General features: G+C 52.7%; 22 protein-coding genes. 8 read left to right on the top strand and 14 right to left on the bottom strand.

The window, feature by feature from the left end:
• Window positions 1–9: 9 nt before the first annotated feature.
• The 4 genes from JEM67_RS27045 to JEM67_RS27030 are packed head-to-tail and all read right to left on the bottom strand — an operon-like array spanning window position 10 to window position 1205.
• Entirely contained in the window at window positions 10–360 is a 351-nt protein-coding gene (locus JEM67_RS27045; RefSeq protein WP_199637554.1) for a DUF5375 family protein, read from the bottom strand.
• Window positions 357–638, bottom strand: a complete 282-nt coding sequence (locus JEM67_RS27040) for a hypothetical protein (RefSeq protein WP_199637556.1) — start codon at window positions 636–638, stop codon at window positions 357–359. The genes JEM67_RS27045 and JEM67_RS27040 overlap by 4 nt, the downstream gene beginning before the upstream one ends.
• A 44-nt stretch (window positions 639–682) precedes the next feature.
• The gene (locus JEM67_RS27035; protein ID WP_199637558.1) at window positions 683–1036 is read right to left on the bottom strand and encodes a hypothetical protein; all 354 of its coding nucleotides are present in this window, start codon (window positions 1034–1036) and stop codon (window positions 683–685) included.
• Window positions 1029–1205: a host cell division inhibitor Icd-like protein gene (locus tag JEM67_RS27030; RefSeq protein ID WP_021807316.1), complete on the bottom strand. Its 177-nt coding sequence runs from the start codon at window positions 1203–1205 to the stop codon at window positions 1029–1031. Before JEM67_RS27030 ends, JEM67_RS27035 begins: the two co-directional genes overlap by 8 nt.
• A 137-nt stretch (window positions 1206–1342) precedes the next feature.
• On the opposite strand from JEM67_RS27030, the gene JEM67_RS27025 reads away from it, so the two are divergent.
• Entirely contained in the window at window positions 1343–1531 is a 189-nt protein-coding gene (locus tag JEM67_RS27025; protein ID WP_199637560.1) for a toxin-antitoxin system HicB family antitoxin, read from the top strand.
• A 43-nt stretch (window positions 1532–1574) separates the two neighbouring features.
• Here the strand turns inward: JEM67_RS27025 and JEM67_RS27020 are convergent, their stop codons facing one another.
• From JEM67_RS27020 to JEM67_RS27005, 4 genes are all read right to left on the bottom strand, one after another.
• On the bottom strand, window positions 1575–1793 hold the full coding sequence (locus JEM67_RS27020) for a helix-turn-helix transcriptional regulator (protein ID WP_129942421.1): 219 nt from the start codon (window positions 1791–1793) through the stop codon (window positions 1575–1577).
• Window positions 1794–2086: 293 nt separating this feature from the next.
• On the bottom strand, window positions 2087–2794 hold the full coding sequence (locus tag JEM67_RS27015) for a hypothetical protein (RefSeq protein WP_232519098.1): 708 nt from the start codon (window positions 2792–2794) through the stop codon (window positions 2087–2089).
• On the bottom strand, window positions 2795–4018 hold the full coding sequence (locus JEM67_RS27010) for a tyrosine-type recombinase/integrase (protein ID WP_199637562.1): 1224 nt from the start codon (window positions 4016–4018) through the stop codon (window positions 2795–2797).
• A 175-nt stretch (window positions 4019–4193) separates the two neighbouring features.
• Window positions 4194–5057 carry a YicC/YloC family endoribonuclease gene (locus JEM67_RS27005; RefSeq protein ID WP_006328929.1) on the bottom strand — a complete coding sequence of 288 codons (864 nt, stop codon included), beginning with the start codon at window positions 5055–5057 and terminating at the stop codon, window positions 4194–4196.
• A 126-nt stretch (window positions 5058–5183) separates the two neighbouring features.
• On the opposite strand from JEM67_RS27005, the gene rph reads away from it, so the two are divergent.
• The gene (rph, locus tag JEM67_RS27000) at window positions 5184–5900 is read left to right on the top strand and encodes a ribonuclease PH (RefSeq protein WP_004953365.1); all 717 of its coding nucleotides are present in this window, start codon (window positions 5184–5186) and stop codon (window positions 5898–5900) included.
• A gap of 93 nt (window positions 5901–5993) precedes the next feature.
• Complete coding sequence (gene pyrE, locus JEM67_RS26995) at window positions 5994–6635, top strand: orotate phosphoribosyltransferase (protein WP_004953362.1); 642 nt, start codon at window positions 5994–5996, stop codon at window positions 6633–6635.
• A gap of 48 nt (window positions 6636–6683) precedes the next feature.
• Here pyrE and slmA read toward each other — a convergent pair whose 3' ends face one another.
• The 3 genes from slmA to coaBC form a co-directional block, all read right to left on the bottom strand.
• Complete coding sequence (gene slmA / locus JEM67_RS26990; RefSeq protein ID WP_006320137.1) at window positions 6684–7280, bottom strand: nucleoid occlusion factor SlmA; 597 nt, start codon at window positions 7278–7280, stop codon at window positions 6684–6686.
• Between the two features lie 259 nt (window positions 7281–7539).
• Window positions 7540–7998, bottom strand: coding sequence for a dUTP diphosphatase (gene dut, locus JEM67_RS26985; protein ID WP_013815030.1), 459 nt, complete (start codon window positions 7996–7998; stop codon window positions 7540–7542).
• Window positions 7976–9193: a bifunctional phosphopantothenoylcysteine decarboxylase/phosphopantothenate--cysteine ligase CoaBC gene (gene coaBC / locus JEM67_RS26980; RefSeq protein ID WP_199637564.1), complete on the bottom strand. Its 1218-nt coding sequence runs from the start codon at window positions 9191–9193 to the stop codon at window positions 7976–7978. The genes dut and coaBC overlap by 23 nt, the downstream gene beginning before the upstream one ends.
• Before the next feature lie 181 nt (window positions 9194–9374).
• Between coaBC and radC the strand changes: the two genes are divergently transcribed.
• The 4 genes from radC (at window position 9375) to mutM (ending at window position 11626) form a co-directional block, all read left to right on the top strand.
• Window positions 9375–10058 (top strand): RadC family protein, encoded by a 684-nt coding sequence (gene radC, locus JEM67_RS26975; RefSeq protein ID WP_013815028.1) that lies wholly within the window; start codon window positions 9375–9377, stop codon window positions 10056–10058.
• A gap of 263 nt (window positions 10059–10321) precedes the next feature.
• Window positions 10322–10558, top strand: a complete 237-nt coding sequence (gene rpmB, locus JEM67_RS26970; RefSeq protein ID WP_004953342.1) for a 50S ribosomal protein L28 — start codon at window positions 10322–10324, stop codon at window positions 10556–10558.
• An 11-nt stretch (window positions 10559–10569) separates the two neighbouring features.
• Window positions 10570–10737 carry a 50S ribosomal protein L33 gene (rpmG, locus tag JEM67_RS26965; RefSeq protein ID WP_002208990.1) on the top strand — a complete coding sequence of 56 codons (168 nt, stop codon included), beginning with the start codon at window positions 10570–10572 and terminating at the stop codon, window positions 10735–10737.
• A gap of 79 nt (window positions 10738–10816) precedes the next feature.
• Window positions 10817–11626 carry a bifunctional DNA-formamidopyrimidine glycosylase/DNA-(apurinic or apyrimidinic site) lyase gene (mutM, locus tag JEM67_RS26960; RefSeq protein ID WP_013815027.1) on the top strand — a complete coding sequence of 270 codons (810 nt, stop codon included), beginning with the start codon at window positions 10817–10819 and terminating at the stop codon, window positions 11624–11626.
• On the opposite strand, the gene coaD is transcribed toward mutM, so the two are convergent.
• The 3 genes from coaD to waaA are packed head-to-tail and all read right to left on the bottom strand — an operon-like array spanning window position 11627 to window position 14167.
• A complete protein-coding gene (gene coaD / locus JEM67_RS26955) occupies window positions 11627–12112 on the bottom strand; it encodes a pantetheine-phosphate adenylyltransferase (RefSeq protein WP_006320126.1) in 486 nt (161 codons plus the stop codon).
• 3 nt (window positions 12113–12115) lie between these two features.
• Window positions 12116–12889, bottom strand: coding sequence for a glycosyltransferase family 2 protein (locus JEM67_RS26950; protein WP_199637566.1), 774 nt, complete (start codon window positions 12887–12889; stop codon window positions 12116–12118).
• Window positions 12890–14167, bottom strand: a complete 1278-nt coding sequence (gene waaA / locus JEM67_RS26945) for a lipid IV(A) 3-deoxy-D-manno-octulosonic acid transferase (RefSeq protein WP_006328922.1) — start codon at window positions 14165–14167, stop codon at window positions 12890–12892.
• A gap of 125 nt (window positions 14168–14292) precedes the next feature.
• On the opposite strand from waaA, the gene JEM67_RS26940 reads away from it, so the two are divergent.
• The gene (locus JEM67_RS26940) at window positions 14293–15306 is read left to right on the top strand and encodes a glycosyltransferase family 9 protein (RefSeq protein WP_199637568.1); all 1014 of its coding nucleotides are present in this window, start codon (window positions 14293–14295) and stop codon (window positions 15304–15306) included.
• Window positions 15307–15324 lie beyond the last annotated feature (18 nt).

Below are 15324 nucleotides of genomic sequence, written 5' to 3'. Positions count from 1 at the left end.
TGGGCCCCCTTAATGCAGCGTCGGTGCCGGATGGCTGGACGTAACCGCCACGCCGCACAGCTCCGCCATAATGTTGCAGCCCTGCACCGTGAGCTGTGGTGCCGCCAGCAGGATATTCGGGGCCACCATCTCGCCCAGCAACGAACAGGCAATCTCCATGCCTTCGTCAATGCCGTGCATCTTCACGAACAGCGCTTCGATGTCGCTGGCAATCAGCTTCTGCAGGCTGTCCAGTGAGTGGGAAAGCGCCACGCCCTGCACGGCACAGGCGGTGAAATAGGCTTCGGCAACCGCACGGCGAAACAGCGCGGTGCGCACTTCAAGTGGAATGCAGGAGGCAGAACCGTTATCCAGCGTCATGCGGCCACCTCCCCGTTAATCACGGCGCACTGTGCCTGAACGAAAGCCAAATCCTCCGACAGGTAAGCCACCATGGCGGCCATTTCCTGCGTGGTGATGCCGGTCGGGAACTGTGTCGACGTGGCCTGACCGGCGAACAGCATATCCAGCAGCGAGCAAGCCTGCTTGGCGCGGTTTAATTTCTCAAAGGCGTCTTCGGTCATGCCGTAAGACAGGTACTGGCAGGATGGCGGCAACACGGTGCCCTGAGCTGATGATTGCCCATGTAATGAAGTCATGATTTTTGTCCGTCAGAATCGAAAATTAAGCGTGATTAGCCGCGTTACAGGAAGCGGGAATAATGGGTGTCGTCGTGCTCCGGCGCAGGACGTTCGGCCGTCCAATGGCGGCTACGCACCACTTTCACCGAGGGATGCAGACGTAACGGCGGCTGACTGCCGGACGACCGGGAGCCAAGGGTGCGCGGTGCATCGGCGATTTTGGTGTACACCTCAGCGAACCACGGCAGCGGCATGACGGTGACATTGCCGGATAACTCGTATTCAAAAATCACTTCATAGGCAAACTCAGGGTTGAGCTGTGAAATAGCCTCACGGGCATGTTGCAGGTTCAGGATACGCACTGTTCTGCCTTCCTGATGCTGATAGCGCTCGCCGTATTGCGGAAACTCACGCATGGCAGCCTCCCTGCGGCAGGCGACCGGCAAACAGCAGCACATAATCCCCGGCTAACTGGCGGCGGGCGCTGCGTTCGTCACCGGCGGTAATGCGCAACATCACCGGGCGGATTTTGCGCTGGGTGCGGTTGATTGCGGCAAAGATGTAGGTACACTTTGATGTAGCCATGGCGTTGCTCTCAATTTACGTTGATGGTCAGGCCTCAACAGGTACTGGTAATACTCGTTGGGGCCGCTTGGAAATCAGGTTCAATTTCATGTAAGGTACGTACCTTATGTGGTGTATTACAAACAAAGGTACGTACAATGTCAAGAGTTAAAGACCGCACCCCTAAAACGGGGGGGAAGTCTCCAACCTTCCAGATCCGCATTAATCCTGAATTGCGTGAACAGCTCGATCAGGAAGCTGCTAAGGATCAAACTACCCTCGCAAATTGGTTCAAAGAACTGGCAAGAAAAGAGCTTAAAAGTAGAGGCATTGAGCCTAAAGGCTGACCTACCACAGAATGTATTTATTGCTGCGGCTGAATTGGCCGCATCAGCCATAATGGTTTTGTGCACTAATCCATTCTCTAACTTCCTCTGCTTTCCATGCCGTAATTTTGGGTGAAATTTTTACAGGCTTTGGGAATGTTCCTGCTGAAACTCTTCTCCAAAGTGTTGCGTGAGAAAAGGGTAGACAAGGCATAAGCGTTCTTTGTCTAACAAAACCTGTCTGCGGTATAAAACCGTAAATATTACAATTAGTTGTTTGCATGTTGATACCTGTGATGCCATGAGATAATGCGAGATTAAAACCCACGGCGTTGTAGTTCCAGCGAAAATGGAATTACATAAAATCAATGTTAATTCCAACGAAACAAAGTCAATTCCATCAAGTTGGCAGGACACTTGGTACCTATCAATTTATTGATTTATATATGTTTTTATATTTCCGGATAATCTTTGGGAGTTGTTGGGATACGCAGGGATGGTAATGGATGGTGAGGAGTTGGTTTTTAGGTGGTAAAACACCCACAGTTATGTTTTGCGGGTGTTAGTTTATTGATTTTAATCGTAAATTGTCTTTATGGCGGCTGATATTTTACTTCTAATTGAAGAGGCTCTTAATCCATCGCTGGAAATTCCATTTTTTTCGACAAAGTCATCAATTAGGTCTTTAACATGTTCAACACATACGGTGTTGTCTTTTTTTAGCCATTTTGATGGGTTAGATTTATTTTTTTCCTGCGCCAGTAAGCTTACGGTTATACCAATAATTTTATTTAGGCTAACAACTTCCTCTTCTTTTTTATACAGCCCTCTATTGTTGGCGACTAATTGTTTACCTAGGGATTCAGCTTCGCCACCAATGAATTGAAGAAGTGGCCTTGTTTTGGAGTTCATTGCTAAATTAGTAATGGCAACTTTGCATCTATCAATAATTGCACTTGGCGTTGTTACATCATCCCGACAGTTAAACCCGACTGAGAATATAATATCAGATTTTACTTTCTCATCCATATCTATTGGGTGTGGATGTGGTTTGTATTCACCGTATTTTGTAACTCTCGGTATTTTCTCGTTTTTAAATATCTCTTCTAAAGTCCTTTTTATTCTTACTCTTATGTGATTTATTATATCAAGATAATCATCACTTATGTCTTTTCTTCTTGCGTAAGGAGATACTCCGACTAAGCATTTAGAGAGTTCATCAATAGTAATAGAAGGTAAAGTTGCGAATCTTTCGAATTCTGTCATCCGCTGAAAACTTTTCATTTAATCAGAGTCCATATCTAATTTAATTAATTTATCTTGCCATAAAACTAATGCTTTTTTGCGTTCATCAAAATACTGATGTCTATTATAAATACCCTCAACACCTTTGATTCTGTGATTAAGACAGCGTTCTGCAACTATAGGATCAACGCCAAGCGAAGCGAGGTGTGTTCTGGCTGTGCGTCGAAAATCATGAATAGTAAAATTATCAATACCATGTAAGTGAGGTCGTAGCTTTGCAAGAGCAACCGGGAGGGTACTTTCTACAATATGGGGGATCATGCGATTCTGCATTTTCCTTGCGGGAAGAACCCATTCACTGTTGCATGACATAATCTTGAGTTCATTTAGCCATAATATGGCAAGCTCGGAGAGGGGAATATCAATATCATCACCATTTTTGGTGCCGGTTAGATGCCAAATGGCATTATCTAAGTCTATGCTTTCCCATCGAGCTGAGCATAGCTCCATTTTCCTACAACAGAGGAGTAAGAGTAGTTTAAAAGTTAGCTCATTTTGTCGGCCGAATCCCTTGGCTTTTTTCATTGCAGAGAATAATTGGGATAGTTCGTCATCAGTAAGGAATCTTTCACGCGATTCCTCTTGTCCGCCTGCATCGGCAAGTTCGAATGCGGCAGCAGGGTTTACCTCAAGAATATGCCTTTTAATACCATAATTAAAAATTCTTTTAGTCCAGCGTAGTACATCATTGGCTACGGTTGGGGCTCCACGCGCAACGATCTTTTGTAGCATTTCATCTATATGCCGTGGTTTGACTTCGTCGGCTTTAAGATTACCAATATGAGGATTGATATCTTTATCGATGCGGCGTCGAAGAATATCAGGATGTTTCCAGCGGCCAAGAATTTGCCGTTCAAAATACTCGGTCGCTAGTTCAGAGACCCGACGTGTGTTCTTATCAGCCTCGATTTTGGCGATAGCAGACGCTTTACGCTCTTTTTTCTCCCCTGCCACGTCATACCCAAGGGCAACCCTTGCTGAAAGCATCCTGACTGTTTCACGCGCTTTAGCGAGAGAAAACTCGCCATAGGATCCGATCCACATAGCTCGTGCCTTTCCAGACAAGCTGTAACGGAAGCGCCATTTTGGTGTTGCGAAGCTTTCTCGGTAGCAAAGATAGAGACCATTACCATCAGCCTTGCCTTCGAAGCGTTCTCCCGCCTTTACCCAAGCTTTGATCTGTATATCTGTAAGTTTGCCCACGTTCAATGACTACCTTGTACCAAAAGTGTATGTACCATATCTATGGTTGGTACAGTCTATGGTACATCAAAATGATGAGATTTGAGTGGGTGGGATGGGATTGAATGAGATGAATAAAGCCCGTAACTAACGGGCTTTTATAGATATTTTATATTGCATGATACATGCTGATAGATTACTCGATGTTCTGGATCTGCTCACGCATTTGTTCGATCAGCACTTTCAGTTCGATAGCGGAAGTAGTGACTTCGGCATTAATCGACTTGGACGCCAGCGTGTTCGATTCGCGGTTAAACTCCTGCATCATAAAGTCGAGGCGGCGGCCCACGGCTTCTTTCTTCTTCAGGATGTTATGCGTTTCTTTTACGTGGGCTTCCAGACGGTCCAGCTCTTCGGCAACGTCAATACGTTGTGCCATCAACACCAGCTCCTGCTCCAGGCGGGTGTTTTCCAACTGCACCTGAGCCTCTTCCAGCTTGCTGACCAGGCGCTCACGCTGCCATTGCAGGATATTTGGCATCTGGGCGCGCACTTTGATCACTTCGGCGCTGACGCCGTCCAGGCGCTGTTCGATCAGGGCTTTCAACGCGGTGCCTTCGCTTTCGCGAGCGGTGATGAAATCATCCAGTGCGCTGTCCAGAGCCTGCATCAGCTGTGCGCTGATGGCGTCCAGATCCTGCTCTTGAGCAGACATCACGCCCGGCCAACGTAAGACGTCGATAGGATCGATTTCCCCTTCGTCGCTCTGCATTTTTACCCAGTTGGCGGCTTCAACCAGCTGTTTAGCCAGTTTTTCGTTCAGGATCAGCGAGCTTTGCGCGCTCGGGTCCAGCTCGAAGCGCAAGTTGCATTCCACCTTGCCACGGGTCAGACGGCCACGGATACGTTCGCGGATCACCGGCTCCAGGCTGCGGAATTGCTCCGGTAAACGGATGTAGGTTTCTAGATAGCGTTGGTTCACGGAACGCAGCTCCCAAGCTGCGCTGCCCCATTCACCCTTGATTTCACTCCGTGCGTAGGCGGTCATGCTGCGGATCATTGATGCGTACCCGTAATAGGAAAAGATGGAACGATTATAACGTTGGACCTCCGGGCAGGATAGGCATTACGTCACGAAGCCCGTATAATGCGCAGCCAATCGTAGATTAGAAGCCGGAGAGAGCCCATGCGTCCTGCAGGCAGAGCACCACAACAAGTTCGCCCACTGACATTGACCCGTCACTATACCAAACACGCTGAAGGTTCAGTGCTGGTTGAGTTTGGCGATACCAAAGTTTTGTGCACCGCCACGGTAGAAGAGGGCGTTCCGCGCTTCCTGAAAGGTCAGGGCCAGGGTTGGATCACCGCCGAGTACGGCATGCTGCCGCGCTCCACCCACAGCCGTAACGCTCGCGAGGCTGCAAAAGGCAAGCAGGGCGGCCGTACGCTGGAAATCCAGCGCCTGATCGCCCGTTCGCTGCGTGCTGCGGTCGATCTGAAAAAACTGGGTGAGTTCACCATTACCCTGGATTGCGACGTACTGCAGGCTGATGGCGGCACCCGTACAGCCTCCATTTCCGGTGCCTGCGTTGCGCTGGCTGATGCGCTTAATGCATTGGTTGCTGCGGGCAAACTGAAGGCCAACCCAATGAAAGGGCTGGTGGCTGCAGTGTCTGTCGGCATCGTCAAGGGCGAAGCGCTGTGCGATCTGGAGTACGTTGAAGACTCTGCGGCAGAAACCGATATGAACGTGGTCATGATGGAAGACGGCCGCATGATCGAGGTGCAGGGCACCGCCGAGGGCGAACCCTTCAGCCACGACGAGCTGTTGGCGCTGTTGGCGCTGGCTCGAGGGGGCATCGAAACCATCTTCCAGGCGCAGAAAGCGGCGCTGGCGGAGTAATTTTTAAGGCGACTGAAGAGTCGCCTTTTTTACGCCCGACTATCGGGTGGCAGTAATAACAGATCTAACAGACCCAGACGAGGAGAAGCAGTAATGAAAGCCTATCAGCGCCAGTTTATCGAGTTCGCGCTTAACAAGCAGGTATTGAAATTCGGTGAGTTCACTCTGAAATCCGGCCGTACCAGCCCGTATTTCTTTAACGCCGGCCTGTTTAATACCGGGCGTGATCTCGCGTTGTTAGGACGCTTCTACGCCGAAGCGCTGATGGACTCCGGCATCGATTTTGATCTGCTGTTTGGCCCGGCATACAAAGGTATCCCGATCGCCACCACCACGGCGGTAGCGCTGGCGGAACACCATGAACGCGACGTGCCTTACTGCTTTAACCGTAAAGAAGCCAAAACCCACGGCGAAGGCGGCACTTTGGTGGGCAGCCCGCTGCAGGGCCGAGTGATGCTGGTGGACGATGTGATCACCGCCGGCACCGCAATCCGTGAGTCGATGGAAATCATCGGCGCCAGCGGTGCGACGTTGGCCGGGGTGTTGATCTCTCTGGACCGTCAGGAACGCGGGCGTGCGGAGATTTCGGCTATTCAGGAAGTCGAGCGCGACTATCACTGTAAGGTGATTTCCATTGTGACGCTGAAAGATCTGATTGCTTATCTGGAAGAGAAACCGGAAATGGCGGCGAGTCTGGCGGCGGTGCGCGCCTATCGTGAACAGTACGGGGTTTAACACGCTATTCACTTTGCCAGGCGCGTTAAAACGCGCCTGGCAAAGGGCTTATTGCAGCTGTGCCGCCAGCAGCGGCCAGCGGCCGTCGAAGTCTTGCGTAGGGCGGTAGCGGAACTCGGAGCGCACGTAGCGTGACAGCATACCTTCGCAGAATGCCAGCAGTTGGCTGGCCAGCAGCGTTTCATCCACGATAAAGCCTTTGCCTTCCCGCAGTTTGCGCTCTTTCAGCACTTGCCGCAGCTGCGCCTCTATACGTTCAAACAGCTGGCTGATCCTGCCCTGCAAGCGGTCCTGCTCAAACATCAACGCATGGCCGGTCATGATGCGTGTCAGGCCAGGGTTACGTTCGGCGAACCCCAAAATCAGCAACAGGATCAGGCGCAGGCGGTTAAAGGTTTCTTTTTCGTCCTGCAGGATCAGGTTGATGCGCGTTATCAGGCTGTCTTCAATAAATTCGATCAGACTGTCGAACATCCGTGTTTTGCTGGGAAAATGCCGATACAACGCAGCCTCGGAGACACCGACGTTAGCGGCCAGCTTCGCAGTGGTGATACGCTGGCTGCCGTCGCTGGATTCCAGCATCTGGGCTAACGCCTGCAGTATTTCCTCGCGCCGGTTCCTTTTGGTATTTTCTTTTTCTGCCATGTCTGATTAGACCCTTGCTAAAACTGCTTAGACTTTCGGAAACCCGCGCACCGGCCATTGCAGAGAGATCTCTGTGCGGCTTATGTGATAGCTTTTTTACGATGCTGGGGTCAGCGGCCTTAACGACCTGTGTTCTCCGCGCGACCTGGTGTGCGCTGTTATCGTTGCCGGACAAACCTTGCCATAGAAATGTCCTTTTCTCTGGGCGGCAAGGTTTCGGACGACATTTCCCTGCCGACCATCAAGCCTTGGGCTGCGCTTAGTGGCGACCCGAGTGGCCAAAGCCACCTGCGCCACGTTCGCTGCTGTCGAACTCTTCTACCAGATTGAACTCAGCTTGCACAACAGGCACAAAGACCATTTGCGCGATACGTTCGCCGGGTTCAATGGTGAAGGATTTTTGGCCGCGGTTCCAGACGGAAACCATCAGTTGGCCCTGGTAGTCGGAGTCGATCAGGCCAACCAGGTTGCCCAGCACCACGCCGTGCTTGTGGCCCAAACCTGAGCGCGGCAGGATCACCGCCGCTAGGTCGGTATCGGCAATGTGAATAGCCAGGCCGGTAGGCAGCAACGTGGTTTCACCTGGCGCCAGTTCAACCGCGGTATCCAGACAGGCGCGCAGATCGAGACCGGCTGAACCTGGGGTGGCATAGGTCGGTAAAGGGAAATCCTGTCCGATACGCGGGTCGAGGATTTTAACGTCGATTTTTTTCATCATAACGGCTGACTATCTCGTCTATTAAACGTTGGCCAAGGAGTGCCTTATCGCTCAGCGCCAGGCGCTTTTCTCCATCCTGCCAAAAAAGGTGCAAGGCATTGGTGTCACTGTTAAACCCATGCTCTGCAAGCGATACATCGTTAGCGCAAATTAAATCCAGTTTCTTACGCGCCAGTTTTTGTCGCGCGTATTCTTCCACATTCTGGGTTTCGGCGGCAAACCCCACGACAAAGGGACGATTTTTAGTCATTGCGGCGACGCCGGCAACGATGTCGGGGTTTTTTACCATTTTGAGGATGATTTCATCACCCTGTTTTTTTATTTTTTCACCGGCGATCTGCCCGGCACGGTAATCGGCTACGGCGGCACAGGAAATGAAAATGTCCTGCTGGGCGGCGCGCTGCTGCACTGCCTGCTCCATTTCCAGCGCGCTGATGACGTCTACCCGGGTTACCCACGGCGGCGTCGGCTGGTTGACCGGCCCGGTAATCAACGTGACCTGCGCACCGCGTGCGGCGGCGGCTTGGGCGATAGAGAAGCCCATCTTACCGGAACTGTGGTTGCTGATGAAACGCACCGGGTCCAGCGCTTCACGCGTTGGGCCGGCGGTGATCATAATCTTTAAATGTTGCAGATCTTGCGAAGCGGAGAAATAACCGTTCGCCAGATCGACGATGTCCAAGGGATCGAGCATGCGGCCAGGGCCAACATCACCACAAGCCTGGCTGCCGCTGTCCGGGCCCCACAGCAACATGCCGCGTGCCTGCAGCGTTTGCAGATTGGCCTGGGTGGCGGTGGCGCGATACATCTGTTGGTTCATGGCAGGCGCTGCGGCTATCGGTGCGTCGGTCGCCAGGCAAAGGGTCGTCAGCAGATCGTTGGCCATGCCGGCGGCGACGCGTGCCAGCAGATCGGCGGTAGCGGGGGCAAGAATCACTAAATCCGCCCATTTTCCGAGCTCTATGTGACCCATCGCGGCTTCGGCTGCGGGGTCCAGCAGATCGTCGGAGACCGGGTAGCCGGAAACCGCCTGCAGCGTCAGCGGCGTGATGAACGCTTTCGCCGCGTTGGTCATTACCACACGCACTTCCGCGCCTCTGTCACGCAGGCGGCGCACCAGTTCTGGGCATTTGTATGCAGCGATACCGCCACTGATGCCAAGCACAATATGTTTGCCGGAAAGTCCCGTCATCATGATTGTCCGATTGAAAACCGAAAGATGCGCCATTTTAGCATAACCGCCAGACTGGTGAGCGATTCCGCTGTCTCTGCAGTTCGTTACATTGCGCTTTGCGCAGCACTTCGCAATGTTATCAAACACCTGTCGTTACCCTTTGTTCTGCATGGCATGCTTGGACGCTTTCGGGAGGATGATGATGAGCAGTCAGGTAATGACCTTGTGGCCGGGAGCGCTTGCACCCCGGGAAAAGTTACTGCGGTATGGCGCGGCGGCGCTGTCCGATGCGGAGTTGCTGGCGATTTTTCTGCGTACCGGCTTTCCCGGTCTGCATGTCATGCAACTGGCGGAGCAGCTGTTGGGGCAGTTTGGCTCGCTGTATCATCTGATGTCGGCGGATCATCAGGTTTTCTGCAGCCACAAAGGATTGGGCAATTCGAGCTATGCGCAGCTGCAGGCGATTTCAGAATTGGCGTTTCGCTTCTTTTCCAGCCATCTGGCGCAGGAAAATGCCATGCTAAATCCCAAAATAACGCAGCATTATCTGCAAAGCTTACTGGCGCACCGTGAGCGGGAGGTGTTTTTGGTATTGTTTTTAGACAATCAGCACCGTGTCATTCGCCATCAGGAGATGTTTGCTGGTACCATCAGCAGCGTCGTCGTGCACCCGAGAGAAATTGTGCGTGAAGCGTTGAAGGCTAATGCGGCCGCCATTATTCTGGCGCATAATCATCCTTCGGGTAAGGCTGAACCCAGTCACGCTGACCGTTTGATAACAGAGCATGTGGTTAATGCCTGCCTGTTATTGGAGATCCGAGTGCTCGATCATTTGGTGATAGGTCGGGGTGAATGCGTCTCTTTTGCCGAGCGCGGATGGCTTTAAGCGATTTTTTCGCGATCCTTCGGGGATCTTTAGCTGTTCGGGACTTGAGCACTTACGCCTCAGAGCGTATACTACGCCACCTTTGAGAATCTTGGGTTTGGCGTAAGAGCCTATCTCAGCAGGTTTCTAACCTGATGTGTGGTTTCTGACCTGATGACGGGAGTCTCCTCAGTATGGAGTTTGCTGAGATGGGCTCTAAAAGCCTGACGAGGCGGCCATACCCTATACGAAGCTCGAGCTGATTTGATTTTTGGAGAATAGACATGTCCCGAGTCTGCCAAGTTACTGGCAAGCGCCCGGTGAGCGGTAACAACCGTTCCCACGCAATGAACGCGACCAAACGCCGTTTTCTGCCGAACCTGCACTCACACCGTTTTTGGGTTGAGGCTGAGAAGCGCTTTGTAACGCTGCGTGTATCTGCTAAAGGTATGCGTGTTATCGATAAGAAGGGTATTGAGACGGTCTTGGCCGATCTGCGTACCCGTGGTGAGAAGTATTAAGGAACTGCATCATGGCTAAAGGTGTTCGCGAGAAGATCAAGCTGGTTTCTTCTGCTGGTACTGGTCACTTCTATACCACCACGAAGAACAAGCGTACTAAGCCGGAAAAATTGGAACTGAAGAAATTCGATCCAGTTGTCCGTCAACACGTACTGTACAAAGAAGCTAAAATTAAATAATTTTAGTGGATTAATAAAAACCCGGCTTAGGCCGGGTTTTTTGTTTTATAAGGGTAGAAAACCGACGGGAGAGCGCCAGATGCCTGAATTACCAGAAGTTGAGACCAGCCGACGTGGTATTGAACCTTATCTTGTCGGCCATAGCATTCAGTATGCGGTGGTGCGCAACGCGCGGCTGCGCTGGCCTGTTTCCGAGCAAATTCTGGCGCTGAGCGACCGGCCGGTACGCAGCGTACAACGCCGCGCCAAGTATCTGCTGATTGAACTGGACCACGGCTGGATTATCGTCCATTTGGGGATGTCCGGCAGCCTGCGTATGCTGGCCGAGGAAACCGAAGCCGGGAAGCACGACCATGTTGATCTGGTGATCAGCAACGGCATGACGCTGCGTTATACCGATCCCCGTCGTTTTGGCGCCTGGCTGTGGTGCGAAGATTTGGCAAACAGCAATGTGCTGGCCCACCTTGGGCCGGAACCGCTAAGTGAAGCCTTTACTGGCGCCTACCTGTACGAAAAGTCACGCAATAAGCGCACGTTGATCAAACCCTGGCTGATGGATAACAAGCTGGTCGTGGGGGTTGGCAATATCTACGCCAGCGAATCACTGTTTACCGCCGGGATCCTGCCCGATCGCCCGGCCGGTTCGCTGAGTAAAACGGAAGCTGAGCTGCTGGTGGAAACCATTAAAGCGGTATTGCTACGCTCGATTGAGCAAGGTGGCACCACGCTGCGCGATTTTCTGCAGTCAGACGGTAAACCGGGCTATTTCGCGCAAGAATTGCAGGTGTATGGTCGTGCGGGGGAGCCTTGCCGCGCGTGCGGCACGCCGATTGAATCTGCTAAACACGGGCAGCGCAGCACCTTCTTCTGCCGCCGCTGCCAACGTTGATTATTGTGCGGCGAGCTTTTCCATCAGTGCCTGGGTGACCACGTCCGGTAGGAAAGGTGCGATATCGCCGCCGTGACGCGCCACTTCCTTCACCAGGGAGGAAGAGATAAACGACCACTCTTCGGAAGGCATCAGGAACACGCTTTCCAGCGTCGGCATCAGGTGGCGGTTCATGTTCGCCAACTGCAATTCATATTCAAAGTCAGACACCGCACGCAGGCCGCGCACCAGAATGTTGGCATTTTGATGGGCGGCAAAATGCGCCATCAGCTCACTGAATCCCAACACTTCGACATTATCCAGATGCGATGTTACCTGAGTGGCTAACGCCACGCGCTCTTCCAACGTGAACAACGGTTTTTTGCTTGGGCTGGCGGCAATGGCCAGAATGACGTGATCGAACATCAATGACGCGCGTGTCACCAAATCCAGGTGGCCGTTAGTCAGGGGATCGAAAGTACCGGGATAAATGGCTTTACTGGTCATGATTCACTTCTCTGAAGAGTTGCGGCCCAATGCCCATAATGCGGCATATTTATTGAAAGTATATTGCGCGTTGACCACGGCTAACAGCAACCCCTGTTTACCGTCGAGGAAGCCGGCGCGCAGCAGCCAGGTTTTGCAGAAGGCACCGAGAGTATGAGTCAGTATGGAGGAGTAACCGCAGCGCTTGCCGGCCTGATGACGCTGATTGGCCCATTCTTCGGCATAACGCAGCTGCTTGCGCTGGAAGGCGAAAAAGTCACGACAGGTCAGATGTAGCAGATCGCCGCTGAGGGGCACCACTTTCGCGGCGCCGATATTGAGCGATTCATGCACCAGATCGTCGTTATAGCGATAGCGTCGGTTGGCGTACAGCCGGTTGACGCGATCCGGATACCAGCCGCTGTGACGCATAAAACGTCCAAGGAACAGGTTGCGGCGTGCACAGCTGTAGACCTGATTGTCGTCAGGTGCGGCCAAGGTCTGTTCAATCGATTGGCGCAGTTCGGGGGTGACGCGCTCGTCAGCGTCGATCATCAGAACATAGTCGTGGCTGGCGTAGCTTTGGGCCCGTTGGCGCTGTTTGCCGAAGCCCTGCCAGTCGGTATGGACGAACACTTTGGCGCCGAGGCTTTCGGCAATGGCGATGCTGTCATCCTGGCTGCCTGAATCGAGAATGACCACTTCGTCCGCCCAGGCTACAGAGTTCAGGCAATCCGGCAGCAGCCCGGCTTCGTTCTTGGCGATGATCACCACCGACAGGCTTTTGCGGGCGTTCATTTAATGGCTCCGTGGCGGCAGGTGCGGTTCCAACAGTTGCAGCAGGCGCTGCAGCGCTCCCTGATTCTGATACAGCACTTCCACGGCGTGGCGGCCGTAATAGCGGCGATAGTCTTCGTCGGTGAGCAGAGTGGCGACTTCCTTGACCAGCGAGTCCTCGTCGGCCACGGTGATCAGCCCTTCGGCCTGCGATAACTTGGCGCAGATATCTTTAAAGTTGAAGATATGCGGCCCCATCAGCACCGGAATGGCGTGTGCGGCGGCTTCCAGCGGGTTATGCCCGCCGCGTTCCACCAGGCTGCCGCCGACAAAGGCCAGGTCGGCAATGCCGTACAGCAGCATCAGTTCGCCCATGGTATCGCCAATCACTACCTGGGTACTGCCGGAGGGGATTTCACCGCTGCTGCGCAGGGTGTAGCTGAAACCGGCTTTCTGCACCAGTTCTTTGGCGGTAGAGAAACGTTCAGGGTGACGCGGCACCAGGATCAGCAGCAGGTCGGGATGTTTTTCCAGCAGCTTGCGGTGTGCCGCCAGCAGAATGGTTTCTTCACCTTCATGAGTGCTGGTCGCGATCCACACCGGGCGACGCGGTGCCCATTGGCGGCGTAACGTGATCGCGCGTGCAGCCAGCTCGGGAGTGACGGAAATGTCGAATTTCAGGCTGCCGGTCACGGTCAGCTGTGAACGCTTCAGGCCAAGTTCGATAAAACGTTCGCCATCTTCCTGATTTTGCGCGGCGATTAGCGTAATGCGGCGCAGCATGTCGCGGACAAAACCGCCGATTTTTTTATAACCGGCGGCAGAGCGAGCGGAAAGGCGCGCGTTGGCGATCACCAGCGGGATCTGACGCTGATGCAGCGCGTTAATCAGATTTGGCCATAGCTCGGTCTCCATGATGATAACCAGCTTGGGGTTCACCTGATCGAGGAAACGGCGCATGGAGCCGGGCAGGTCGTAAGGCAGATAAACATGATGAACGTCTTTACCGAAAGCGGACTGAACGCGCTCTGAACCAGTTGGCGTCATCGTGGTCACAGTAATCGGTAAATAAGGATAGCGGTGGCGCAGTGCGCGGACCAACGGGATGGCTGCCAACGTTTCCCCCACGGAGACGGAGTGCAGCATGATGCCGCCCGGCACCACTTTTCCGGCGCAGAAGCCATAGCGTTCTGCCCAGCGTTTACGGTAGGCTGGAGCTTTGCGGCTGCGCAGCAGTAAGCGGAGCCAGATCAGGGGTTGGATGAGGTAGAGTAGTACCTGATATAAACGCAGCAACATTCTATCAATTTCATTTATATGGGTTAGTCAGAATAGTACCATAACTGGAAGGGAAAGGCGCTAATTTGGTAACCTTTGGTGTCAGTTTTAGACAACAGGCGAGAGATTTCGCTGATAGGCTTGGAATGAAGAATATTTTAATTATTCGCCGTGACAATATTGGCGATCTTGTTTGTACGACTCCTTTGATTGAAGGGGTGAAAATTGCCTATCCGGATGCCAAACTTTATCTGTTAATCAATAAAGTCAGCCAGGATGTCGTTAAAAACAACCCGCACCTTGAAAAGGTTTTCGTCTATAAAAAGGCAAAGCACAAGGCGAAAAATGAAACGACATTAGGCGTTTATTTTGAACGGCTGATGATTTTTCTTAAGCTGCGTAAAATAAAATTCGACGCGGCGATCCTGGCCAACCCGGTTCCTTGCAAGTACAGCCTGCGGTTGGCGAAAATGGCGGGGGTCAGCAATATTATCGGCGCAGATTTAGGTACGCATGATATTCATCATCCTTTCCGTAAGGAAAATTTCAGCGGCAAGCATCAGGTAGAGCATACCTACAGCTACCTATCGGCGATTACCGAACAGCGCATCCCGATCCCGCCGGTCCGCGTTTTTCTGACCCCGGAAGAGCGCCAGCAGGCGGCGCAACGTTTGCAGAAACTCTTGCCGCCGGTCGGGCGAGTTTGCGCGGTCCATATCAGCAGTCGCAGCCCTAAACGTCGCTGGCCGATAGAACGCTATGCCGAAATTATCAATCGCTTAGTCGCCGATCAGAACACCGGAGTGCTGATTTTCTGGTCCCCGCAAGGCACGCTGACGCCTGATGATATCGGTGACCAAAAACGTGCAGAGCAGTTGTTGGCGCTGTGTCAGAATGAACGCGTGGCGCTTTACCCGACGGCCTCGGTGCGGGAATTACTGGCCGGTTTTGATTTATGCGACAGGGTGTTGTGCAGCGATGGCGGGCAGATGCATCTGGCTGCGGCGTTGAATAAAGATATGGTGGTCTTTTTTGGCGACACGGATAAAGAATCCTGGCATCCCTGGACGGGGCGTTATCACATTCTGCAAACCGAGTCGGGTGATTGTATTGATGTGTCCGTTGACGATGTCTGGCAAAAAATACAAACGTTCGATTAATTAAAATAAGGGCAGGGA

The sequence above is a fragment of the Serratia sp. PAMC26656 genome, from assembly GCF_016469055.2.
Classification (GTDB): domain Bacteria; phylum Pseudomonadota; class Gammaproteobacteria; order Enterobacterales; family Enterobacteriaceae; genus Serratia; species Serratia plymuthica.
The sequence above is the reverse complement of the archived record's forward strand: the minus strand, read 5'-3'. Positions and strand labels throughout refer to the sequence as shown.